Origin of the sequence: Kolteria novifilia, from assembly GCA_007748055.1 — a bacterium.
Classification (GTDB): Bacteria; Planctomycetota; Planctomycetia; order Kolteriales; family Kolteriaceae; genus Kolteria; species Kolteria novifilia.
In genome coordinates, this window is sequence record CP036279.1 from 1,222,424 (window position 1) to 1,246,692 (window position 24,269).

General features: G+C 64.9%; 14 protein-coding genes. 12 read left to right on the plus strand and 2 right to left on the minus strand.

Annotated features, from left to right (window positions below):
- The first annotated feature begins 104 nt into the window (after window positions 1-104).
- Window positions 105-1,139, plus strand: coding sequence for a LacI family DNA-binding transcriptional regulator (locus tag Pan216_RS04495; protein WP_145255412.1), 1,035 nt, complete (start codon window positions 105-107; stop codon window positions 1,137-1,139).
- A 75-nt stretch (window positions 1,140-1,214) separates the two neighbouring features.
- Here Pan216_RS04495 and Pan216_RS04500 read toward each other — a convergent pair whose 3' ends face one another.
- Both Pan216_RS04500 and Pan216_RS04505 read right to left on the minus strand, forming a co-directional pair.
- Window positions 1,215-1,466: a hypothetical protein gene (locus Pan216_RS04500; RefSeq protein ID WP_145255415.1), complete on the minus strand. Its 252-nt coding sequence runs from the start codon at window positions 1,464-1,466 to the stop codon at window positions 1,215-1,217.
- A 316-nt stretch (window positions 1,467-1,782) separates the two neighbouring features.
- A complete protein-coding gene (locus Pan216_RS04505) occupies window positions 1,783-2,853 on the minus strand; it encodes a Gfo/Idh/MocA family protein (RefSeq protein ID WP_145255418.1) in 1,071 nt (356 codons plus the stop codon).
- A gap of 218 nt (window positions 2,854-3,071) precedes the next feature.
- Between Pan216_RS04505 and Pan216_RS04510 the strand changes: the two genes are divergently transcribed.
- The 11 genes from Pan216_RS04510 (at window position 3,072) to Pan216_RS04560 (ending at window position 24,220) form a co-directional block, all read left to right on the plus strand.
- Window positions 3,072-4,007 (plus strand): DUF1559 domain-containing protein, encoded by a 936-nt coding sequence (locus tag Pan216_RS04510; protein ID WP_145255420.1) that lies wholly within the window; start codon window positions 3,072-3,074, stop codon window positions 4,005-4,007.
- 50 nt (window positions 4,008-4,057) lie between these two features.
- Window positions 4,058-4,465, plus strand: a complete 408-nt coding sequence (locus tag Pan216_RS04515) for a hypothetical protein (RefSeq protein WP_145255423.1) — start codon at window positions 4,058-4,060, stop codon at window positions 4,463-4,465.
- A 279-nt stretch (window positions 4,466-4,744) separates the two neighbouring features.
- Window positions 4,745-5,302 (plus strand): RNA polymerase sigma factor, encoded by a 558-nt coding sequence (locus Pan216_RS04520; protein WP_145255426.1) that lies wholly within the window; start codon window positions 4,745-4,747, stop codon window positions 5,300-5,302.
- A 51-nt stretch (window positions 5,303-5,353) separates the two neighbouring features.
- Window positions 5,354-6,673: a hypothetical protein gene (locus Pan216_RS04525; protein ID WP_145255429.1), complete on the plus strand. Its 1,320-nt coding sequence runs from the start codon at window positions 5,354-5,356 to the stop codon at window positions 6,671-6,673.
- A gap of 492 nt (window positions 6,674-7,165) precedes the next feature.
- The gene (locus Pan216_RS04530) at window positions 7,166-8,212 is read left to right on the plus strand and encodes an AAA family ATPase (RefSeq protein ID WP_145255432.1); all 1,047 of its coding nucleotides are present in this window, start codon (window positions 7,166-7,168) and stop codon (window positions 8,210-8,212) included.
- Complete coding sequence (locus Pan216_RS04535; protein WP_145255434.1) at window positions 8,209-9,108, plus strand: DUF58 domain-containing protein; 900 nt, start codon at window positions 8,209-8,211, stop codon at window positions 9,106-9,108. The genes Pan216_RS04530 and Pan216_RS04535 overlap by 4 nt, the downstream gene beginning before the upstream one ends.
- The gene (locus tag Pan216_RS04540; protein WP_145255437.1) at window positions 9,105-11,324 is read left to right on the plus strand and encodes a BatA domain-containing protein; all 2,220 of its coding nucleotides are present in this window, start codon (window positions 9,105-9,107) and stop codon (window positions 11,322-11,324) included. Before Pan216_RS04535 ends, Pan216_RS04540 begins: the two co-directional genes overlap by 4 nt.
- Window positions 11,321-14,161, plus strand: a complete 2,841-nt coding sequence (locus tag Pan216_RS04545) for a hypothetical protein (protein WP_145255440.1) — start codon at window positions 11,321-11,323, stop codon at window positions 14,159-14,161. The genes Pan216_RS04540 and Pan216_RS04545 overlap by 4 nt, the downstream gene beginning before the upstream one ends.
- Before the next feature lie 104 nt (window positions 14,162-14,265).
- Entirely contained in the window at window positions 14,266-19,941 is a 5,676-nt protein-coding gene (locus Pan216_RS04550; protein WP_145255443.1) for a PA14 domain-containing protein, read from the plus strand.
- Window positions 19,941-21,014: a prenyltransferase/squalene oxidase repeat-containing protein gene (locus Pan216_RS04555; protein ID WP_145255446.1), complete on the plus strand. Its 1,074-nt coding sequence runs from the start codon at window positions 19,941-19,943 to the stop codon at window positions 21,012-21,014. Before Pan216_RS04550 ends, Pan216_RS04555 begins: the two co-directional genes overlap by 1 nt.
- A gap of 143 nt (window positions 21,015-21,157) precedes the next feature.
- Complete coding sequence (locus Pan216_RS04560) at window positions 21,158-24,220, plus strand: PVC-type heme-binding CxxCH protein (protein WP_145255449.1); 3,063 nt, start codon at window positions 21,158-21,160, stop codon at window positions 24,218-24,220.
- Window positions 24,221-24,269 lie beyond the last annotated feature (49 nt).

Sequence of the window (24,269 nt, forward strand, 5' to 3'; positions counted from 1 at the left end):
CACGGTCTTTGAGGAGATCGTGCCCGAAGGATGTTCTCCCAGTCTGGAACATCGGTTCTCGCGGGGCCGTTGCCGCCCATCAACTAGCAAGTAAGTGATTCGATATGGCTCAAGACAAGCCGACGCGGCTAATTGACATCGCCGAGCGAGCGGGAGTTTCGCGCGTCGTCGTCGGACAGGTGCTCAATCGTTCCGGCGGGGCGAACGTTCGTATTTCCGAGGAGACCCGCAAGCGGGTGCTCAAGATCGCTCGGCAGATGAACTATCGTCCCAACCGTGCCGCTCAGCAGTTGCGCGGGAAGCGGACCCACCTACTAGGGCTGATTCTCGATACCGTGAATCTTCCGGTCTTTTCCGCCCGACTCGCGAAGATTGAGGGGGAGGCCCACCAGCGAGGCTACCGGCTCGTCGTCGGGCAGTCGCACCACGACCCGGAGTCCGTTCAAGAGTACTTGCACGACTTCGTTGATCGGGGTGTCGAGGGCGTCCTTTGCCTCTTCGACTTGATGCGCGGCTATCGCGAAGAGCTCAAGCCGGTCTTCAAGGGGTGTCCGCACGTCGTCTTCCACGCCGCGGCGGTCGGCGCCGGTCATGGGTGCGTGCGCGTCGACACCGCCCAAGGGATGGGGATGATCATTGACCATCTCGTCGAACGGGGAAGGAAGCGAATCGGCCTGGAGTTGTGGTCGCCGAGCGACGAATTGATGCAGGTTCGCAGTCGCGCCTTTGAGGAATCGCTCAAGCGACACGGGATGCGTCCCCTTAAAAAGCGGACGTGGACGTCGCCTTCCGAGGCGCAGAAGCCCGATCAAGCGATGCTCGACGACTGCATCGACAAGCTTGTCGTCAAAGGGGAAGCCGACGCGATTGTTTGCTCCAACGACGTTTGGGCGGTGCGGCTGATCCAGCGTCTTCGTCGCCGGGGGCTTTCCGTGCCCGGGGATGTCGCGGTGACCGGGTACGACAACCTCGAGATGGCCGAGATTGTCGAACCGTCGCTGACCACGATCGACCAATGTCACGATGACTACGCCAAGGCGGCGCTCGATCTTCTGGAAGAATCGATGGCTGGGAAGATGACCCCCAACCGCCGCATCAAGACGATTTCGCCGCGATTGGTGGTACGCGAATCGACGTAGTTCCGCCAGCGTGAAGCGACGACCTTTTCCCAGGGGGGCAACATCACGCGATGCCCCCCGAGCTTATCCTGCGGGTTACTCCACGATGTCATCTTCGTGGGGATCGACCTCGTGAGCGGTCTCCCTGGCTTCTTCGACTCCCTCCTCGACACCTTCCTTGACGGAATGACCGATCTTCTTGGCTCCCTCAACGGCCTCTTGCGTCGCCTCGGCGGCTTTGTTCTTGTCGAACTGAACGCCGATGGTGTCGTCGTCGTTTTGGAAGGTCAAAATCCCGACGAACGCCAACAGGACGACGATGATTCCGGTGATCAGCAAGATACGCATGATTCTCTCTCCTCTTCACAAAGGGCGGGCGGTGCCGAGCGTGTCGGTTGGCCCGCGTGAGTTCCGTTCAACGAGCACCCCGTTCCATTCCGCCTGAGACGGGAGAGGGACCGAGGGGCTCGTCATGGTTGAGCCGGCGTGAAGGAGAGACGCACAGGGCGTGCCAATGCCCGAGATGGGCTCCAGAGGCTGGATTTTGGGGCGTTTGGGCCCGGAATCGGTCCAAAAATGTTCGATTCCGAGCCAAATTGGTTGCGAATCGGTCAGAAACGGACGAGTTCCGTCGCGAATCGCGGGAAAGGGGCGCGATCGGGACTCAGTTCCGCGCGGCGGTCCCGGCGGCGACTTTGGCCCCATCCTTCTCGTCCAAGAGGGCCGCGAGCCGACTCGACGCCTCGGCCCGAGCCTTCTTGATCAGCGGCGCGAGTTCGACGGGGGCTCCCTTCTTCTCCTTGGAGATGTCGGCCGCCTCGCAGAAGGCGATGATCTCGATCGTCTCTTCCGCGGGAACGGGGACCTCGCCGGAGCGCCACATTTTCACGATCTCAACCATGAGCGGGCGATAGCCGTCGAAACGACTCAGCGGCAGGATCTTTTTCTCGGTGAACGCCACCGCGCCATAGCCCCGCGCCCCTTGTTTAAGGCCTCGAAAGACCCCGAGCCGACCGTCGGTCCAGGTCCCCACGACGACATCCTGGTCCTTGTTGACGAAGCGCCGGACCGTCTTGCAGCCGGTGCCCATCATGGTGAAGAGGGGCTCGACTCCGTGAATGCCGTACCAGAGCAAGTCGGGGTGGGTCGGGTCCATCGACTGGGGGCTCCAGGTGTCGGCGCCGAGGACCTTGCCGTACTTGCCCGTCCGAACCGCGTCGGCTCCCTGAAGATACCGCAGGGAGGAGGAACTGAAGACCGGCGTCTTGAAGCGTTTGGCGGCTTCGAAGATCGCGATCGTGTCGGCCAGCGACGCGGCGACCGGCTTGTCGATGAAGACCGGCTTGCCGGCCTTTAGCACGGGAAGGGCCTGTTCCAAATGGGGTCGGCCGTCGTTGGTCTCGAGGAGGACAACGTCGACTTGGTCGACCAGGTCGGGAATGGACGGGACGATCGCGACGCCCATCTCCTTGAGGATCTCGGTGTACTTGGGCACGCGGGAGACGCTCGACTCGATGTCGGGGCTCCCCTTGGGATAGGCGGCGACGACGCGGAAGCCGGAGACGTCCTTGGCGGCCTTGGGGTCGTTGAGGATCTTGGCGAACGCGGGGGCGTGGGAGGTATCGAGGCCGATGATGCCGACACGGACCGGTTTGGCATCGTCGGCGTGGGCGAATCCACCGAGGGCGAGGAGTGTGAGGCAGGCGGCGAGCAGACGCGGGGGACGTAGAGGCATGGTGAACTCCATGGTGATCTTGTGGAGATGTCACGTGACATCATAATCGGGCTGCCGCCGGGGTCAAGCGCCTTTCGCCCCGAGTGACGCAATCGGCGCCCCCTCCCGACCCGCAACGATCACCCCCGGACACCAATTGGCCCCTTGCCCCGCGGTGGGATTCTCCGCTAGACTCTCTCTTGGGGACCGATTCCATTCTTGCTAGGGGGGACGCCGCCGTGACACGGAGGCCGCGCGTTGGGTTTACACTCGTTGAACTACTCGTCGTCATCGCCATCATCGGCGTGCTGGTCGGGCTCCTCTTACCCGCCGTCCAGCAGGCCCGCGAAGCGGCGCGACGTGCCCAGTGTACCGCGCGGATGAAACAATTGGGCGTCGCACTCCACAACTATCACGATGCCCACGGCGTTCTTCCCCCGGGGCAATTCCAGGATGCAGGCAACACCATCGGCAGCACTACCGCCCAAAAGGGCAAGGGCCGCTATTGCTGGATGCAACTCCTCTTGCCCTACATCGATCAGATGGCTCTCTATGACCAGGTCTCCCCCCAGTTCGACGGCCAAACCGCTTCGTGGACTTGGGATGGACGCGAGAAGGTCGTCGAAACACTCCTGTGTCCCTCCGATCCCGCGAGCCCCAAGGTCGGCGGCGGCGTGTTCCAGGGGAACTTCCTGCTCAGTCACGGCGGCGGGAGCTTTCGCACGAGCAGTTCCGCCACCAACGGACACAACCTCGACGGCCTCTTCTACGTCATCTCCTCGGTCCGGTTCGCCGATATCGAGGACGGGACCGCCAATACCCTCGCCGGCAGCGAGATCATTCAGGTTCCCCTCGGCGTCGATGGCGGAAGTGACCGACGCGGCCGCTACTACACCTGCCAGCACGGCAACTGCACCCTCGCGGCTCGCGACACGCCCAACACGACTCTCGCCGACCAGCAGTACTCCGGTCGCTTCTACGACTACGAGCCCTTCGCTCCCGCGGCCGTCGCGACCAGTGGCTACTATCGGACCGGAGCCCGCAGCTTCCATCCGGGAGGCGTCAATGCCCTGGTCGCCGATGGAGCGGTGCGGTTCATTTCCAACAGCATCAGCAAGACGACGTGGAACCGCTTTGGCGATCGCGGCGATGGTCAGATCCTCGGCGATCTGTAGTCGGGGCGAATGGCGGGGGCGATCATCGAGGCGAAGTCGAGGCGGCGACCATGCGTGGCAAGTGCGTGATGCTTGCGGTATTGATGTTGGGGATCGGATGTGGCGGAGCTCCGAGTGGACCGCCGCTCTACGAGGTCAGTGGGACCGTTCGCTTTGAGGGCGAGCTCGTGCCCGAGGGGGAGATTGCCTTCATCCCCGAACCGGCGGACATCGAATCGGGATCGGTTCAGTCGGCGAAGATCGAAGGGGGGGAGTTCCACGCTCGCGTTACCTCCGGTTCCAAGCGAATCGAGATCTACGCTCAGCGTGAAGTCCCTGGGAAGATCGAGGTCCTCGAGGATGGGCGAATGGTGCCGGTCGTCGAGTCCTACATTCCGCCGAAGTACAACGAAGCCAGCGAGCTGACCGCCAACGTCACCTCCGAAGACAATCCTCCTCTCTCCTTCGACTTGAAGTAGGCTCCGTCGCGACCTGATGCTCGCGTGCTACTGGCTGCTTGCCAGGCAGCGCCAAAGGCCTGGCGGTACACCAACGCGAATGTCACAAACTGGAGACATTTCGACCATCCCGGCGAGCGGGCTCGTTCCCCGTGGGAATTCGAGTCCGACTTTTCGGTTGCCCGTGCCTCGAAAGGGGCACTATCATCGCTTGGAGCGTCGTGGGGGGGCGGCGGTTCGCAGCGGTTCCCGCCTCCCCGTCTTCGTTCCTTGCTCGGACCGGCCCGCCGCGGACTCGCCATGAGTGACACGCTTGATCTATGGATGACGGCCGCGAGCGCGGAGGATGACCAAGAGGCCTTCGCGCGCGTCGTGGAGCGATGTCATCACGTGATCCGGGCGATGCTCCTGCGCGAGACCGCCGATTCGGAATTGGCCGACGAGATCGCCCAAGAGGCACTTTGTCGCGCCTGGACTCACCGCCAGCAGTATCGGCCGGGGACGAGCCCCAGGGCTTGGCTCTTGTCGATCGCCCGCAGCCAACTCGTCGACCATCAGCGCCGCGCCACCCGTGGGCAGAAGCACCTGCGCGAGTTGATTCGTCAGCATCTCTTGCGCTACCGTGATGAGGATGTCGAACGCGAGAATTCCGAGGAGCGGGTGCTGGCGCTGCGCGAGTGCCTGGCGAATCTCGGGCAGGAACAGCGTCGCTTGATCGACTTGGTTCACGCCCAGGGGCTCACCAGCGAGGGGGCGGCCGAAGTGATCGGCATCAAGCCTCCCGCATGCCGTCAACGGCTCTCTCGGCTACAGCGCGCCCTGCGGGGTTGCGTGGAGAAGCGACTTCAAGCCAACTAGTGAGAGTTCCCGCCCCTACGGAAACTCCGCTCTCCGGAGCCTTCCATCCTCATGGACCGGTCGCGCGAACAACGAATCACGGAACTCGCGACGGGACTGTCGATTGGCGATCTCAGTCAGTCGGAACTCGAGGAACTCCACGATATTCTCGCCAGCGGGGAGGATGCCGAGGAAACGGCTCAGATCGTTTGGAAGACCCTCGATCTGTCGCTCGACTTGCAGGCCTCCGTCGGGACCATCTTCCAAGACACTGTTCGCCACCGACTCGACGCGGAACGGAGTGCCAGCAGCCAGGGGTTCCTCGACTCCCTCTGGTCGCGCCTTTCCTTCGATCGTCCCAAGCTCCAGGAGATCGTCGTTCCCGATCCACGGCCGCGACGTCGTCCACGCTGGCTCCCGCTAGCGATTGGGGGGCTGCTGATGCTGATCGGCGTCGCGCTTGTCGCGTGGTGGCCGAAGCGGACGGCTTGGGAGGCTCCGATCGCCAAGGTCGCGTCCGTGCGTGGGACGACGCGGCACGCCAAGCGAGTGCTCGTCCCCGGGGCCAGCGTCGATCGCCAGCCGATGACGGTTCACGAGAAGAGTTGGCTCTCCCTCGTTTGGCCCGAAGGGGACAAGGCGACGATCATCGGCCCGGCGTCGGTCGTGGTTCACCCGCGCGGGCTCTTGTTGCTGAGTGGACGCGCCTGGATTGAGAACCGGTCCCCCTTCTCGGCGGCGGTGGGGGGTGACTTGGCGGAACTCGAGGAAGGCTCTCAAGTGGCCATCGAGGCCAATCAGCAAAGCGGCATCGTTGGGGTGGAGAAGGGGCGGGCTCGCTATCGCGGAGCCGTCATTGAGGCCGAGAAAGCCTACTCGGGAACGGGGAAGCCCTATCCGTGGTTGCCGGCGCCCGTGTTCGAGAAGTTGCCCGACGGCTTTCAGGTCGCCGGGTTGGCCGAGATGGCGGACTGGCGGTTTGAGGGTACCATCGAGTGGGAGTCGGTCGAGGCATCGGTCGAGTTGACCTTGCTCGGCCGTCCCGCCGAGCGGAGCGACTTGCACTTGCGTCTGGAGCCGGGCAAGCTGACGATCCGAGAGGGAGAACGGGCACCGAGGCTCTTCGAACTGAGCGGGGCGCCGCTGCTGGTGCGCCGACTCGAGATCATTCAGCGCTTCTCCAGCCGCTGGATCGTTCGGGTCGACGATATCCGATTCGCGGTGGCCGCCCCCGCGTCGGCGACGCGTTTCGTCGGTCGCTGCGAGGGAGGAGCGAGATTGGGGTCGCCGGTCTTCTCCGCCGGTCCTTCCGGCGCGAGGTTCTCCGAACTGCCGAAGCCGCCGTCCTCAAGGCAAAAGCGAAACCGCACGGGACGCGCGAACCGCGACTAGTGCTTGGTCGGATCCAAGAGTTCGGGTGGAACTGGCTGCTCGTCGGCCAGTGAGAAGTGATCGTGAGTACACAACCCGAAGTCGAGCGTTTGACGCGGCATTAGGTTGAGGGATCGTCGCGAGCTGACGTCCGGTCTCCTCGCCGAGCACTTTTCCGGTCACACTTCGCCCGCGAACGCGTTAACTCGATAAAACACCCAAGGCGACACGGCCGCCATTCTGGGATACTCTGAAGACGCAGAAGATACGACTCGCAGGTCACGATCGTTCCTGGTGCATGGGCACCGCTCGGGATCCACGGAAACGGAATGTCGACGTTGCGGGGCTGGCGAACGGCTAGCCCGAAGCGTCCGCGGTGGCGGCATTTCCTTCACGCGATCGAGTGGTCGGTGTCGTCCGGGAACGCGAAAGGTGTACGGATCTTCTTCCGTGCGAGCGGTCCTGCTGGTCCCACGCGACCTTTCCTCTCTCTAGTCACGAAGGATGCCGGAGATGGCAACCACGGAATCGAGCAGTCTCTCCACGCTTCCCGCCGACGGCGGCGACGCGGAACTCGTCGCGCGACTCAGCGAGGCGCGAGAGACCATCCTTGAAGAAGTTCAGAAGATCATCGTCGGCCAAACCGAGGTTCTCGAGCAGTTGGTCCTGGCAATCCTTTGCCGCGGTCACTGCCTGCTGGAGGGTGTTCCCGGCCTCGCCAAGACCGTGATGGTGCAGACGCTGGGCCAGATCCTCGACATGTCCTTCAGCCGCATTCAGTTCACGCCCGATCTGATGCCCTCGGACATCACCGGAACCGACATCATTCAAGAGGATCCCGAGACCGGGCGACGACAGCTCGAGTTCCTGCCGGGGCCGCTCTTCAGTCATCTCGTCCTCGCGGACGAGATCAACCGGACGCCGCCGAAGACGCAAGCCGCGCTACTCGAGGCGATGCAGGAACGGCGCACGACGTGCCGTGGGCGGACCTACGAGTTGCCCGATCCCTTCTTCGTCCTGGCGACCCAGAATCCGATCGAGCAGGAAGGAACCTACAACCTTCCCGAAGCGCAGCTCGACCGCTTCATGTTCATGGTCAAGGTCGACTACCCGACCAAGGAGGAGGAGATCGAGGTCCTGCGCCGAACGACTGGCGACGAGCGGCCGACCCTCAAGCGAGTCTTCGATGCCGCGAGCTTGATCAAGCTCCAGCACCTGGTGCGGCAGGTTCCCGTCGCCGATCACGTTTACGACTACGTGGTCGACCTTGTTCATTCGACCAGGCCGGGCCACAACGACGTGCCCGATGCCACTCGCTGGCTCCAGTGGGGCGCCGGTCCGCGCGCCGGTCAACAGTTGATTCTTGGCGGCAAGGCTCGCGCCCTGATCCACGGCCGGTTCCATGTCTCGACCGATGACATCGCCGCGCTGGCCAAGCCGGTGCTGCGCCATCGCATCGTCTGCAACTTCGCCGCGCAAACGGCCGGACTTTCGAGCGACGAGATCATCGATCGTCTCGTCGATCATCTGGACAAGTCGACAAAGAGTGCCCACTCATGAGTCTGCAAGCTTCCGTTCAAGAGGAGATCCTCGAGCGTCTGGGCAACGTCGGAGTCACCGCGCGGCAGGCGGTCGAGAGCATTCTCTCGGGGCGCCATCGTTCGGTCCACCGCGGGCTATCGGTCGAATTCGCCGGCCACCGGCCCTATCAGCCGGGGGACGACTTGCGGCATCTCGACTGGAAGGTCTTCGCACGCACCGACCGCTACGACGTGCGCGTCTACGAGGAGGAGACCCGGCTTCGGGCGACCATCGTCGTCGATTGTTCCGGCTCGATGGAGTATTCCTCCGGCGGGATGACCAAGCTGCGGTACGCTCGCATGCTCGCGGCGGCGCTCGGCTTCCTGATGGTGCGGCAGAAGGACGCGGTCGGGATGGTTCTCTGCGACACCGAGATTCGCGAGCATCTGCTTCCCAGTTCGCGGATGTCGAACCTTTGGGCGATGCTCGACCATCTCGAGTCGGCCAAGCCGGGTGGTGAAACGAGCCTCGCCGATGTGCTCGACACCCTCGCGGACCGCTGCGCCCGCCACGGACTGATCATCATCATCACCGACGCCTTCGACGAGGTCGATCGGCTGGTCCAGTCCCTCAAGCACCTTCGCTTCCGCAAGCAAGAGATTCGCCTCTACCAGATCTGCGATCCGCACGAGGAGACCTTTCCCTTCGGCGGGATGGTCGAGTTTGTCGGCATGGAGAACGAGCCCCGGCTACGGATGGACGGCGACCGCATTCGCTCGGTCTATCAAGAGGCGTTGGCGGAACATCGTCGCCAGTTGGCCGAGGGCTGCCACGACGTCGGGGTGCAGTTCGAGCCGTGCCGCACCGATGACGACTTGGCGATGGTGCTGATTCGGACCCTGAGCCACCTCGCGGTGGGGGGGCAGCGTCGGTGATCGAGCTACTGAATCTCTCGATGCTCGGTGGCTTGGCGGCGATCTCGGCCCCAGTCATCATCCACTTCATGCATCGCCGGAGGATCAAGCCGGTCACGTGGGCCGCGATGCAGTTCCTTCGGGCAATGCCGGCGAAGAGTCGTCGTCGGCTCTTTCTCGACGAGTGGCTCTTGCTATTGATTCGCAGTCTGATCCTGGCGTGCATCGCCATCGCGCTGCTTCGTCCCGCGTACTTCGCCAGCAGCGCGGGCAACGCCGGCCGGGTCGAGCGACAGGGACGCACCGGCGCGGTCCTGCTTGTCGACGACAGCGTCTCGACCAGCTCCGGGCGCGGCCGCTCGGCGATCGAGTCGATGAAGCAGCTCGCGACGAGCTATCTCGACACGCTCTCCACCGGCGACGAAGTGAGCTTGATCCGAACCTCGCAGCTCGGCAAGGCGACCGCCGATCCGATCTTCGACCTGGAGGCCGCCCGGCGCTCGGTGGAGGCGATCGAATCGACCGAGGTCGAGAGCGATGTCCCCGGACTCCTCTCCGCCGGACTCGACCAAATGGCGCGACACGTCAACCCCGGCATCGAACTGGTCTTGATCCACGACGGCCGCAAGGAAGGGTGGAAGGTCGACGACGAACAGCAGTGGAAGAGTCTTCGCGCCGAAATCGAAAGCGATCCCGAGGCCCCCATCGGGACCCGGCGCCGCCCGCGCGTCGTGATGCTCAGCCCCGAACCGAGGCCGGAAGCGAATATCGCCGTCTCGCGCATTCGCCTCGACCGCGCCCTGATTCCCGAGGACCTTCCGATCGAGATCGACGTCTCGCTCGTCCACTACGGCGAGTCCGACCCGGAAGAGGCGCTGTTGCGGCTCTTCGTCGATGGTCGCTCCGTGGAGGAACGCCCCGTGACGATCGAGGCGGGAGAGACGAGCCGCGAGACCTTCACCTACACCTTCGAGGAAGCGGGCAGCCATGTGATCGAGGCGGTGATCGAGGGGGCTCGCGACTCACTCGCCGCCGACGATCGCCGGGCACTCTCGGTCGAGGTGACCAAGTCGCTCCCGGTGCTTCTGGTCGAAGGGGCGACGGGCAAGGGGTTCGAGGGGAGCCTCGGCTACGTCGCCGCCTCGCTCGATCCCGGCGGGGATGGGCGCGGGCTCTTTCGGCTCGACCGCACCACCATCGGCCGGCTGGACGACGTCGATTTTCGCGACTTCCGTGTCATGATCCTCGGGGACGTTCCCGCGCTCGACGCCTCGACCGTCGCCAAGCTCGAACGCTTCGTCATGATGGGAGGCGGCGTCTTGGTCGGGCTCGGCCCGGCGACGCAGCCCCTGTTGGCCAACCGCGACTGGGCCCGTGGATCGGAGGGCTTTCTGCCCGCGACGCTCGGCCGACGCCGGGTACCGCCGGGATCGCTCCTTCCCGCCGAGGCCCGCGTGGGGCACTACGGGATGCAGGCCTTCGAGGACCAAGCGACCAACGTCTGGAGCGAGGCGAAGATCGATGCCTACTACCGGCTCGATACCACCGGGCTGCTCGGCAGCGAGGTCGTTTCGCTTCTCTCGCTGACCAATGGCGATCCGGTGATCGTCGAACGAGCGCGCGGCCGCGGTCGTGTCATTTTGGTCACCACGACGCTCGACGCGAAATGGTCGGACCTCCCTTTCGTCTCGGCGTTCGTCCCGCTGATTCGCGGACTGACCGCGTACCTTGGCAGTGTCGTCCTGCCGCCGCGCAACATGCGTCCCGGCGACCGCATCACCTACTGTCCCTCCGATCTCGAATCGCGCGAAGTCGTCTTGTGCGAGGATCCGAAGGGCAACCCCATCGTTCTCGAACAGGGCTACTGGGAAGACTACCCCGCGCGGATCAGCGAACCGCTCGCGAGCGCCGGGATCTACCGCGTCCGCGATGCCTCGGGAAAGAACCGGGTCTACTACGCGGTCAATCCGCGCCGCAACGAGAGCCGGCTGACGGTCTTGTCGAACGAGGACCTTCGTAAGACCTTGGCCAACGTCCCGCTGGTGTCGCTTCAGCAGTCCGACGAGGTCATCGACGTCCTGGGACAGACCAAGCGGCCGTCGCGGGAGTTGTGGCCGCTGCTGTTGATGCTGGCGGTCGGGTTGCTCTTTGTCGAGAGTCTGATGACGAGCCGGCAGAGCCGACGCGAGCTGCGAGCCTCGGCCTCGCAGACGCCCGAGTCGGGAGGTGCGGCATGAACGGCTCGGAGCAGAACTGGTACTCGCTGCAACTGGTCGGGGCGCCGGTCTGGCTCATCGTCCCCGCGGCGATCTTGGTCGCGTGGTGGCTGCTGCGCATACAGCGGCGTGAACTCGACGATCGACCTCGAGGGCTGAGGATCGGGATGGCGATCCTGCGCGGGGCGGCGGCGGTGGCGCTCGTGCTGATGCTGCTGGAGCCGGCCCTGACCAAGGAGAGCCGCGAAAGTACGTTGCCGGTGGTGACGGTCTTGGTCGATCAGTCCGGCTCGATGGAAGTCGGCAAGGATGGTGGCACGCCTGGCGACAAGCTCGATGCCGCGATCGCGTTGGGGCTCGTTCCGGAGGAACTGCGACCGACCAACGCCGCGAAGGCGCGGCGCGAGCTGGCCGCCTTTCTCGAGGATGCGCCGACGCTGAGCGCCGCCCTGGCCGCGCTTCAGGAATCGGGCATGATGGGCCCGGCAGTCTCGGCCGAACGACTCGAACGGGCCGCCCAAATCGCGATGACGCACGCCGAGGAGGCTCGCGAGTTGGTGGAGCTGACCGGAGCGACCCAGGGGCTTCCCGATCACTTTCTTCAGTTGGCGGCGGAACTCGATCGGATCGGCGATCAGTTCGATCGCGCCCTCGCTCGAGTTGGTGTTCCCTCCTCCTCGGAGATCGAGCTCTCGCTCAACGGCCTTCAGCGGCTCGCCGAGTCCTCCGAGGAGATTATCGAACGGACCGAGGCGGAGCAGAGCGCGGTCGACGAGACGCTCGTCACTGGCGCCGATGCCGACTCCCCCATCAAGCAGGGGCTCGAGGAGTTGGAGCGACTGTCGCGTCGCGAACGGGCGCTGCGGTTGCTCCAGAAGGTGATCCTTCCCAAGCTCGACGGCAGGGCGCGCGTTGAGCTGCTCGGCTTCGGTCAGTCGTCGCGAAAGCTCCTCGATGCCGGTGCCGCGCAAGGGACCGACGAGGCGACCGACTTCGAGAGCGTTCTCAAAACGGTGGCCCGCGACTGGTCGCACGACTACTTGGGGGGAGTGCTGGTCCTCTCCGACGGTCGGCAGACCGCGGGCGGTGATCCGCTTCCACCGGTACGAGCCCTGCGTTCGCGCGGGACCGCTTTCTCGACGATCGGTGTGGCCGAGTCGGGCCATCCACCCGACGCGGTCGTCTCGGAGATCCTCGGCAGCCCCGACGTCTTTCTCGGAGAGACGATTCGCATCGATGTTCGCTACCGCGTCGCCGGCTTTGGCGACAAGCCCTGGGATCTGGTCGTCTCCGGGTTCGGGGAGGAACTCGATCGCAAGACCATCACCGGCAACGGCGAGTGGCAAACCGAACGGTTCGAGTTCCCCGCCCGAGAAGCGGGCGTGCACACGCTCACCGCCCGGCTTGAGCCGACGGCCGGCGCCGAGGAGTCGAGCTTCCCCGCACAGGCACTCGCCGAGGCGATTGACGAAGGCGTCGATCCGGCCGGACTGCGCGGGTTAGTCGATGCCGCCCGTCTGCCCGAGGCGGACCACGACAACAATCAGGCCCGCATGCTCGTCTCGGTCAACGAGGATCCGATGCGGGTCCTGATCGTCGACGCCCTCGCTCGCTGGGAGTGCCGCTACCTGGTCACGCTTTTCGAACGCGACCGCAAGGTGACGATTGACCGTCAGTACCGCATGATCGGGATGAGCCAGGGGGATGGCAGTCTCTTACCGCGAACGCAAGAGGAACTCGACGGGTTCGACCTGGTGATCCTCGGCGACCTCGGCCCGAGCGAACTTTCGACGGCGGAGCAGCAGCGGCTCGAAGCGTACGTTTCCCGACGGGGGGGCTTTCTCATCTGCCTGGCGGGACCGCGCTCGCTGCCGCATGGCTACGGACTGGGCGGCATCGCCAAGCTGCTTCCGGTACGCGTTGTCCGTCCGCCGACCGATGGCATGAACGAGCGCAGCATCGCGCTGACTTCCGATGGAGACGGCCACCCGATCACCTCGGTCTTGAAGGACGAGCAGCTCAACGTCAGACTCTGGCCTCTTCTGCCCCCGCTTCGCTGGATCGCCGATGGCGTGGTCGCCAAGCCGGGAGCGATCGTCCTGCTCGAAGCCGATGACGAGGAACGCACGCCCCTGGTCGCGGTCCAGCGCTATGGCGCGGGCCGCGTTCTCTGGATGGGGTCGCCCGAGTCGTGGCGTTGGCGCGATCAGCTTGGCGACACGGTGCACCGACGTTTCTGGCTCCAGGCGGTTCGCTGGGGCGTCGGCACCCGGCTTCGGGGAAAGGACCCCAGGCTGCAGATGGCGCTCGATCGCAATCTCGTCCTCGAGGGAGAGCCGGTGCTCGTTCGCGCCCGGGCCCACCGGACGGACGGGCGTTCGATCGGGGCACCGCTGCTGGTGCGGGTCGGCAGGCTCGATGAGGAGGGAAACCTGCTCGAGAAGTCCGTCCGCGAGTTCCCCCTACTCGCCTCCGAGGAGGGATCGACCATCCGCGAGCGCTCGATCGATGCGCTCGAGCCGGGCGTTTGGTCGGCGACGGTCTCGACCAGCGAGCCGGGCTTCGAGGACCTGAGCGAGACGCGGCGGTTTCTCGTCAGGCGTCGTCAGGATCAGGAGATGATCGAGTTGGCCGCCGATCCGGAGGCCCTGCGGCGCTTGGCCGAGGAGGGGGGAGGCCGCTACGGCGACATTGGCGATGCCGATCGTGTGGTCGCGGAACTCGTCGAGGGGCTCGAGCCGCGCATGGAAGAGAGACGCTTGACGTACAGTTTGTGGGACAACTACACGGCGCTGCTGTTGGTCGGTGCCCTTTTGTGCGTCGAATGGCTCTGGCGCAAGCGGTCGGGCTTGCCCTGACGCGGGCCGCCAGACCGATGAGCGAGTGACTTCGAGTGTCGTCTCGGCACGTGCCAAGACGAGGACGATAGAGTGGCGGTGTCGATTCGAGATCGGAGAGAGTGATGGCATCGTGGCGAAAAGTTCCGGACGTCATTGCCCAGGCCCTTCGGGCCTTCGACGGTCGTCAGCGGATGATCGCGTTCCTTTGCGGCGGCTGCGCGGCCCTCGTCGCCCTCGTGGCGGGGATCCTGCTCACCAGCCTCGTCGATTGGCTGGTCTCGCCCAGCCTGCCGATTCGCATGGCCTTGAGCTTGGTCACCTATCTGGTGGCGTTCGGACTCTTGTCGGTCTATGCCCTCTGGCCCCTGGTGCGTTCGCGACCTCCCTACGAGGTGGCGTCCCGCTTCGAGTCGGCCGCGTGGGCCGATGGGCACAAGGAACGGCTCAGCTCGGCGGTCGAGTTCGCCGTCGCCCGCGAAGGCGTCACCGGCCAAGGGGTCGGGCAGTGGATGATCAACCGGACCATCGCGCTGGCGGCCAACGAAGTGTCGAACGTCGATCCGATCGGCTTGGTCGACGGCCGACCGGCGAAGCGTTCGGGCCGCATCGCCCTCTTCTCGATCGCGCTGCTCGCGCTGGTGAGTCTTTTCCCCGAGGGGCGATCCTACTTGCATCGCGCGATCGTTCCTTCCTCGGACGTCGTGCGCCCCGCGACGACGGTGCTCGACGTGCGTCCCGGCGACATCGAGCTGGCGCAAGGGGCGGAACTGGAGATCCTCGCGACCACCGATCCGCCCGCGTCTTCGGCGACGGCGACCATCGTCTGGAAGGACGGGCTCGTCGAGGAGATGCCTCTCTCCTCGCTCTCGGCCGAGGGCGAGTTTCGACTGCCGATCAACGGGGTCACGCGCGAATTTCGCTACTCGGTGCACGCCGGCGACGCGACTAGTCCCGAGTACGACGTGAGCATGAAGATGCCGCCCCGACTCTCGGGAATCGGCTTGGAAGTGACGCCTCCCTCGTACGCGGGATGGCCCGTGCGGCGGGTGGAGGGGGGCGATGCCGAGGTCCTGCTCGGCAGCGACGTCAAGGTGATGCTTCGTTTCGCCGACGCCCCCGCCAACAGCGCCAGTCTGCTGCTCGACAACGGCGCGGAGCAACCGTTCGACATCATGGGGGACGAGGCGGAGACGAGCTGGCAGCCACGGGCGACGCAGACGTACGGCTTGCGGTTCACCGCCGATGACGGTCTCGAGGTGACGCCCGCCCAGCGCTGGCGGATTCATGTCGTCGAGGATCTGCCGCCGACGGCGACCCTTTCCGGAGAGTCGCTCGCCCACGGTCTCGTCGGGGACGACGAGCTGCTGCTCTTGACGGCCGAGACGCGCGACGATGTCGGGGTCGCCAGTTGCAAGCTCTTCCTGAGCGTGGACGGACGGGAGATCGAATCGATGGATCTCCCCATGAAGGAGGCCGAGTCGCTGCAGGAGGTCGACAGTGGCGAGCAAGTCTCGCGGTTGGCGACGGCGCTCGATCTAAGCCGCTACGCTCTCGAGTACGGCGACACCCTTTCCCTGGGAGTCGAGGTGCGCGACTTGGGTGGTCACGTCGTTCGAAGCGAAGCGGTCGAACTGACCGTCGTCGCCCCGGAGGACACCAAGGCGGTGCAGCTCGCCGCGCGGCTTCGCAAGCTTCGCGACCAGTTGACCCGCCAGGTCCGCAAACAGCGCGAGAACGTCAGTCGCTGGCAACGACTGATCCGTGAGGGCGACCCCGAGGATGAAGCCGACCGGCACGCGCGGCTGATCCTGCTGCAAGCGCGTTGGGACGAGTTGGCCGAGGAAGTCGACACCGTCGGCGGTGCGGTCGCGGACGAATCGGCCGAAGCCACCGAACCGCTCGATGCCGTGCTTGAGGACGTGGGCGGTCGGCTTGTCAGCCTCGCCACGAGTCTTCACGAGATTACCGAGGAATCGATCGCGGGTGTCGAAGCGGCCTCGCCCGATGAGTTGGAGGAATCGCTTCAGCGGGGACTCGACCTGCAGCAGTCGGCGCTCGCTGATCTCGAAGAGTGGGACGAGACCTTGGGCATGGTGGTCGCCGAGGTTGAGGCCGACGCCTTGGTCGCGCGCGACGATGCCGCGCAGCGCCGCTATCGCCGATCCTTTCCCATCGTGCGGGGCGCGAGTGGTTGGGCGATGGGGCAACCCGCGAAAGGGCGGGACGACGAGTCGCCGGAGGGTGGCGCGAAGGCCTCGGCGTTCGCGGGAGGACTCTCGGCCGAGTATTTCCGAGGCGAGGCTCTGGGGGATCGGCCGGCACGCACCGAGGTGAGTCTGCCCGATTACCACGATCTCGACGTCCCGGGGATCGGCAAGAACAACTTCAGCATCCGCTACCGGGGGGACGTTTTCGTTCCGAACAAGGGGCGTTGGCGTTTCGCCTGCAAGGTTGACGACGGAGCCCGGCTGGTGGTGGCGGAGAAGCCCCTGATCGGCTCGGAGGGGTGGAAGCATCAAGCGCCGACCGAGTATTCGGGAACGTTGGAACTGTCGGCAGGTTGGCACCCAATCGTGCTCGAGGCATTCCAGGGGACCGGGGAATCGCACCTCGAGTTCTCGATGGCGCCCGAGGGACAGCCTCTGAAGAAGGTGCCGGCGGAACGGCTCCGCGAACATCAGTCGTTTCGGTACACGCCGCTGCTTCTGAAGCAGATGGCGGAACTCTCCTTGGAGAACGTCGAATCGGCCCAGCGGCGCCTCCACAAGGATTTGCGACGCGTCGCGCCCACGGCGGCGATCATCGAGCAACTCGCCCGCGATTCGGGGATCAAGGGGATCGACAAGATCGCCGATCGCGAGCGTCCCCACTCGTTGGCGCTCGAGGAGGTGCTCGAACGGGAGCCTTGGAGTATCGAGGATCTTCGAGGCGGGGAGCACAGCGCCGATCTCTTGGTCGATGCCGCCCGCGCCGCCCGCGACCTCATCAAGAAGGGGATGCACAGTCGCTACAAGCGAATGCAGCTTTCGGGGAAGCCGACGACGGAACTCGCCAAGACGGCGGAGCAGCTTCGGGAACACCTCCGTTCGATGCGCGAGATTCCGCGCAAGTTGACCGAGAGCGAGAGGGACCGACACGTTCGCCGGGAGCAGAACGCCGCGAAGGCTTGGGTCGATCAGTTGGAGCGCGTCCTCGAACGGGAAGAGGCCGCGTCGGATGAGCGTTCTCGTGATGCGGACGCGAGCCTCGCCGAGCGGGTCGCCCATGTCGAGACCGCTTCGGCGTTGGCCCGAAAGACGGAGGAGGTGCTCGACGAGGTCCGTCAACGACTCGAGCGCGATGGGGTGAAGCATCGTGAGGTATCCTCGCAAGCCGAACAGGCGCTGAGCAAACTCAACGACACCGTTCGCAAGCAGGAACAAGCCCAACAGATGACCCGCGAGCGCGAACTCGCCGACGCGTCGCGCGAGGCGATGGAACAAGTGCGGGATCTGGTGAGGGCGCGCCACGATCAAAACGCGCCCAAGGCGCTCGAGGCCCACGAGGAGTTGACCGAATCGCTGGCGGAGGTCGCCGAGTTGACCGAGGCGGCGGGTGATCGCCGGGCGGCCAGCGACCTGCGGAAGATGGCGGAGGAGACGCTCGAGGACAGTCAGGTGGCGAAGCTGGCCAGTCGGTTGCGAAAGAACATCGACCGCTCGACCGCGCGTCGTCCCGAGTCGCTCGCGAAGACGTTGACCGAGCAACTCGCCCACGACAAGAGCGAGGTGGAGAAGAACATTCCCGATCGGGAGTCGCAGCGAAAGGCCAAAGCGGGGTTGGCACGCTCGGTGTTGGCGTCCGCGTTGGAAGCGGAGCGGGAGCGAGGCAACAAGGAGGAGGCGGCCGCCTATCGTCAACTGGGTCAGGACATCCTCGAGGAGCTACTCAAGGAGGAGCCATTGAAGGCGGAACGGATCGAGCCGCTGGCACAGCGAGCCGCCGCGCTCGAGGGGGCGAAAGGGGACCAAGCGAAGAAAGAGGAGATCGCCGCCGCGCTCGAGCGACAAGAGGGGATGAATGCCGACACCCCGGCCACGAAGGAGAACGCCGAGGGGAGTTTGGAGGAACTCGCCCAGCGCGCCGAGGAGGCCCGCCGCGATAAGGAGAAGCGGGAGGACTTCCTGGAAACCCTCAAGGGGATGCTCGCCAGCCATCAACCACCTCCCTCCGGCGACGCCGCCCGGGCGATGGCCGAGCGGAGCCCGCTGATGAATCAGAGCTTGGAGGATCTGCTCGCTCGGGAAGAGCAGCTCGAGGAGTCGGAGAAGCAGGCACGTTCGGCGTTGGCCGAGACCTCGACGAAGGCCGCCAAGTCGCTGGACGCTCTCAAGAAGAAAGCCGCCGCGATGAAAGGGCAGGAGCAGCCGAAGGCCGCGAAACAGGGCCTCGAGCAGATGACGAAGAAGGCTCCCCAAGCCGCGAAAGAGCTTGGCGAACTGGCGAAGAAGGCGGCGAGTCCTCCGCCGTCGGAGAAGAACCCCGCGGCGCCGGGCACTCCGTCGGACGAGTTGGTCCGCGAGGCGAACAAGCAAGCCGACATGTTGCGCGACGAGCTTGCTGGACCGATCGCCGAGGCGTTTAGCGAGTCGGCCGCCGAGGAGAAGATGAGCGACCAGCAGCGTCAACAGCAAGCCGAACTCGGTCAGGCGTTGGCGAGAATGGCGTCCGACCAACGGCAAGCGACCGACGAACTCGAGCGGGTGCTCAAGGCCCAAGCCGAGCATCGCCGGGAGTGGGCTCGGCAATTGGAGAAAGCGGTCGCGCCGATGGAGCTGAGCCGGGAGGAGAAGCGTGCCGTCGGCGAGGCGATGAAGGTCGCCAAGCAAGCCCGCCAACTCCAGGAACAGGCCAATCGCACACAACAGGAAGCGGACCGGCAGCAAGCCGACGCCGAGGAGAGGATGCGCGCCGCCGACGCGCTCGCCTCGGACTCCGCCGATCGAGGCAAGCTCGAGCGAGCGAAGCAACAAGGGAAGCAGGCCGCCGAGCGGGCGATGGAGACGCAGCGACACGCGGTCGCTCAACAGAAGACCGCCCTCGATGCGCAGCTTCGGGCGATGCAGGCGCAGGAGTCTCTGCCAAGCAACGCCGCCTTCCCCTTGATGGCGGACACGGCGTCGGATCTTCACGAGGCTCTCGATAACTCCGATCACGCGGAAGCCAACTCCGAGTCGAGCGGCGAGGCGATGACCGCGTCTCCGAAAGCCGAGGCGAACAAGCAAGGGGCCCAGGCGAACAAGCGAACGGCCCGCGCGGCGCTGATGAAGGCGACCGAACGTTTGGCGAAGGCGACCGAGGAGTCGCTTCGCGCGTCCGAGGCCGCCAACGCCGAGGCGATGGCCCAGGCGCAGCAAGCCGCCGAGACTTCGGAAGGGAAGCCCTCCGGCCCGCTCTCGCAACAAGAGGCCAAGGGGGTCGCGGAAGCGCTGGCGGGAATCGAGGCCTCCAATCAGTCGAGCGACTCGTTCCAGAACGCCGCGAAGGCGCTCGCCCAAGCCGCCCAACAAGAGCGCGTGAACCAGGCGGCAAACAACCTGCCTTCGGTCCCGTCGCTCGGCAACGCGGGTAGTGGCACCGGCCAGTCCTCCGACTTGCTGGAGAAGATCGCGACGATGGAAGGCTCGCTCGATCCCGATTGGGCGCGACTGGCCGCCCGCAAGCGAGCCTCGATTCGCAACACCGGGGGAGCCAACTTCCCGAGGGAGTATCGCGAGGCGATCGACGAGTACTTCTTGAAGTTGGGGGAGGGGGAGTGATGCCGCGACTGGCGATGACTTCGGTGAGTTCGCTTGTGTGCGCGGCGGTTCTGTTGTTCGGAGGGACCGTCTCCGTCGCCCATGGGGAGGACTTGACCGATAAGGAAGTGCTCGATCGGTTGTCGACACGGAGCCCACGCGACCTGGCCCTGGCCAAGGCGCTCGCCTTTCTCCGTTCGAAGCAAAATGGCGATGGGGCCCTGGGGAAGAGCCACAAGACCGCGCTGACGAGCCTCGCGATCATGGCCCATCTCGCGGCGGGGCATACGCTCGACGATCCCGAGCACGGCTTTTGGCTGCGAAAGAGCGTCCGCTATGTCCTGCAGCAACAGGAGCCATCCGGCTACTTCGGCAAGAAGGACGGCAGCCGGATGTACGGTCACGGCATCGCCACGCTCATGCTCGCCGAGGCGATGGGGACATGCAGCGACGATCAGCTCGAACGCGAGATCCTGCGTTGTCTCGAGAAGGCGGTCAAGCTGACGATCCAGGCCGCCGCGATTCCCAAGGACGAACGCTACCGCGGTGGGTGGCATTACGGTCCCAACGACAAGACCGCCGACCTCAGTCTGTCGGGGTGGCAGATCATGAGCCTGCACGCGACGCAACAAGTCGGCATCCCCGTGCCGCAGCAGACGATTCGCGGCGCCGTCGAGTACGCGAATCGGTTGACGACCGACGACGGCAAGGTCGGCTACAGCGCGCCGAAGCAGGACCATCCGGCTCTTCGCGGGCTCGGGATGCTTTGCTTCGCCATCGGTGGGGAACTCGAGGACCCGAAGCTCGAAAGTGTCGCCAATCGGATCGAGGAGCACCCGCTTGAATGGCGCGGGCCCTTCTTCTTCTACCGCGTCTACTACGAGGCGGTCGGCATGAGTCGTTCGGCGCCCGAACATTGGAAACGCTACTCGAACCACCTTGAGTCGATCCTGCTCGAGAACCAAAACGAGGATGGATCGTGGCCACGACCGCCGAGCGACAACGAGGGCAACCACGGCGATGTCTACATGACCAGCATGGCCGCCTTGGCGCTCGCGGTGGAGCGCCGTGTCCTTCCCGCCTATCAGCGGTGATCTTGGAGTCGTCTCGGACTTCACGGGAATCGGTTCCCACCCGTTGACGCACCCCCACTGGGCATGCGATCCTTGACCCTTTCGTTCCATAGGACGAGGTCCGTGAGGGAACGCCCTCACGGCGCAAGCGAGAGGATCATGCCATGGGTGGAGACGGCGGTTGCCGATTCGGAATCTTCGCGTCGACGTCCCTCAGACTAGTCACTTCGTTGGTCGTGCTTTCGACGGCGCTCGTGGCGCGGGCGGAGTTCCCGCCGATCGTCAACTCGCAACCGCCGGGCGAAGGTCCGATCTCCCCCGAGGAGGCGGTTAAGAAGATCGCTCTTCCCGACGGCTTCAACGCGACCCTCTTCGCCGGTGAACCCGACGTCCAGCAACCGATCGCGATGACTTTCGACGACCGGGGTCGGCTCTGGGTGGCGGAGTGCTACACCTACGGCGGCGGTCCTTTCGACACCTCGATGCGTGACCGGATCATCATCCTCGACGACCAGGACAACGATGGTCGCTTCGACAAACGGACCGTTTTCTGGGATGAGGGGGAGAAGCTGACCGGGCTCGTTCTCGGCTTCGGCGGTGTCTGGATCCTCAACAACGGACGACTCCAGTTCCTCCCCGACAAGGACGCCAACGACATCCCCGATGGACCGCCGGTGACTCTACTCGACGGCTTCAACGCCAAGGAGGTCGGCCACAACATCGTCAATGGGTTGATGTGGGGGCCCGATGGCTGGCTCTACGCGCGCCACGGCATCCAAGCGACTTCCTTTCCCGGCCCGCCGGGGTTGCCCAAGGAGGAACGCCTCAAGCTCAACTGCGGCATCTGGCGGTTTCATCCCCGCGAGCACACGCTCGAGGTCGTCGCTCGCGGGACGACCAACCCCTGGGGCATGGACTACAACGACGTCGGCGAGTTCTTCTTCACCAACAACGTCATCGGCCATCTCTGGCACGTCATCCCCGGCGCTCACTTTCGGCGGATGTACGGCGAGGACTTCAACCCCTATCTCTACGAGCTGATCGACCAGCACGCCGACCACTACCACTGGGACACGGGCCAGGCGTGGAACAAGTCGCGCGACGCCTCCGGAAAGCACGGAGAACTCGGCGGCGGCCATTCGCACTGTGGTGGCATGATCTACCTCGGGGACAACTGGCCCGAGGAGTACCGCAACGCCATCTTCATGTGTAACACCCACGGGCGACGGATCAACCAGAACAAACTCGAGCGACACGGCTCCGGCTACGTTGGCCGCCGCGCTCCCGACATGTTCTTCGCCAATCAGCCCTGGTTTCGCGGGGTCTCGCTCAAGTACGGACCCGATGGGGGCGTCTACGTCAGCGATTGGGTCGATCTGGGCGAGTGTCATGACCACGACGGGGTGCATCGGACCAGCGGCCGCGTCTACAAGGTCACCTACGGCACGCCCGAGACGCCTCCCGCCGATCTCGATGTCGGTCGCCTGTCCAACGATGAACTCGCGAAGCTCCAGCGGCATCCGAACGCTTGGCATGCCCGGCATGCCCGCCGCGTCCTTCAAGAACGGGCCGATGCGGGACAGGACCTGTCATCGGTCCATCGCGAGATGCGCGAACTGTTTAAGAGTGCGTCGACCGACCCGCAACGACTCCGGGCCTTGTGGACGCTCTACGTCACCGGCGGCGCGGACCATGACTGGTTGATCGAGCAACTCGACGATCCCAGCGAGCACGTTCGCAGTTGGGCGGTTCGCCTGCTCGTCGACCGTCTTCCGGTCTCCCCCGCGGCCATCGACAAGTTCGCGACGATGGCGGGAAGCGATCCCTCGGGGCTGGTGCGACTCTACCTCGCCTCGGCGCTGCGGCGATTGCCGCTCGAAGAGCGGTGGGCGATCGCGGAGGGATTGGCGTCGCACTCGGAAGACGCCAAGGATCACAACATGCCGCTGATGATCTGGTACGGGATCGAGGCCGCTGTTCCCGCCGATCCGAAGCGGGCGCTCGGGCTCGCGGCGAGCACGCCGATCCCGACGCTGCGGAAATTGATCGCCCGTCGTCTCACGGGGCGACTTAAGGAGGATCCCGCGTCGGTCGACGCGCTGGTCAGGCTGATTGCGGAGCAAGAGTCGGCCGGGAGCCAACAGCGGATGCTCCTCGGCATGGTCGACGCGCTGCGCGGCTGGCGAACCGCTCCGGCGCCGGCGTCGTGGAGCAAGGTTCAGGAGCAACTTGCCAAGAGTGACGATCCGGGCGTTCGCGATGGGGTGCGGGAGTTGTCGGTCGTCTTCGGGGATGGTCGGGCGCTCGACGCCCTACGGAAGATCGCCAAGAATACCAAGGAGACTCCCGACGCTCGCCGCGAGGCACTACGGATTCTCATCGACAGTCGCCCCAAGGATCTGGTGCCGTTGCTATTGGCGATGATGAACGACCGGATCATGGCCCAGACGGCCGTGCGAGGCTTGGCGTCCTACGACGATCCTCGGATCGGCAAGGAACTCGTCAACAAGTACCGGCGGCTTCGTCACGGGGCCAAGGAAGAGGCGGTCAACACGCTCGTCTCGCGACCGGTGTACGCACTCGCGTTGCTCGATGCGATCGAGGCGGAGAAGATTCCGCGCCAAGACATCGCCGCCTTTCACGTCCGGCAGTTGGCGAGCTTCGACGATCCGAAGCTGAAGGAGCGACTCCAAGACGTCTGGGGCATTGTCGAACGCACGCCCGAGGAGAAGCTCAAGCTCATCGAGGAGCACAAACGCTTGCTCACTTCCGAACGGCTCGCCCAGGCCGATCTCTCCCACGGACGGCTTCTGTTTAAGAAGACGTGCGCGACCTGTCACAAGATGTACGGCGACGGCGGCGCGATCGGACCCGACATCACCGGGTCGAATCGCCACAACCTCGACTATCTGCTCGAGAACATTCTCAACCCCAGCGGCGTGGTGCCCAACCAGTATCGCACGTCGGTCGTCGTCTTGGCCGACGGCCGTCTGGTGACCGGCATGCTCGGGCGCGGCGACGGCGATGTCGTCACGATTCAGACGGCGACCGAGAAGATCGCGATCCCCGCCGATGAGATTGACGAGAAGCATCCCTCAAAGCTCTCGCTCATGCCCGACGGACTCTTCGAGAAGCTTAATGAAGAGGACATCCGCGATTTGATTGGATACCTGTCCTCGCGTGCCCAGGTTCCGCTGCCGGAGGGGGAAGCGGAAGCCGCCAAGTAGCCAAGAGTGGAACGCTCCAACGGCTTGGGCACACGTTCGTACCCGGTGT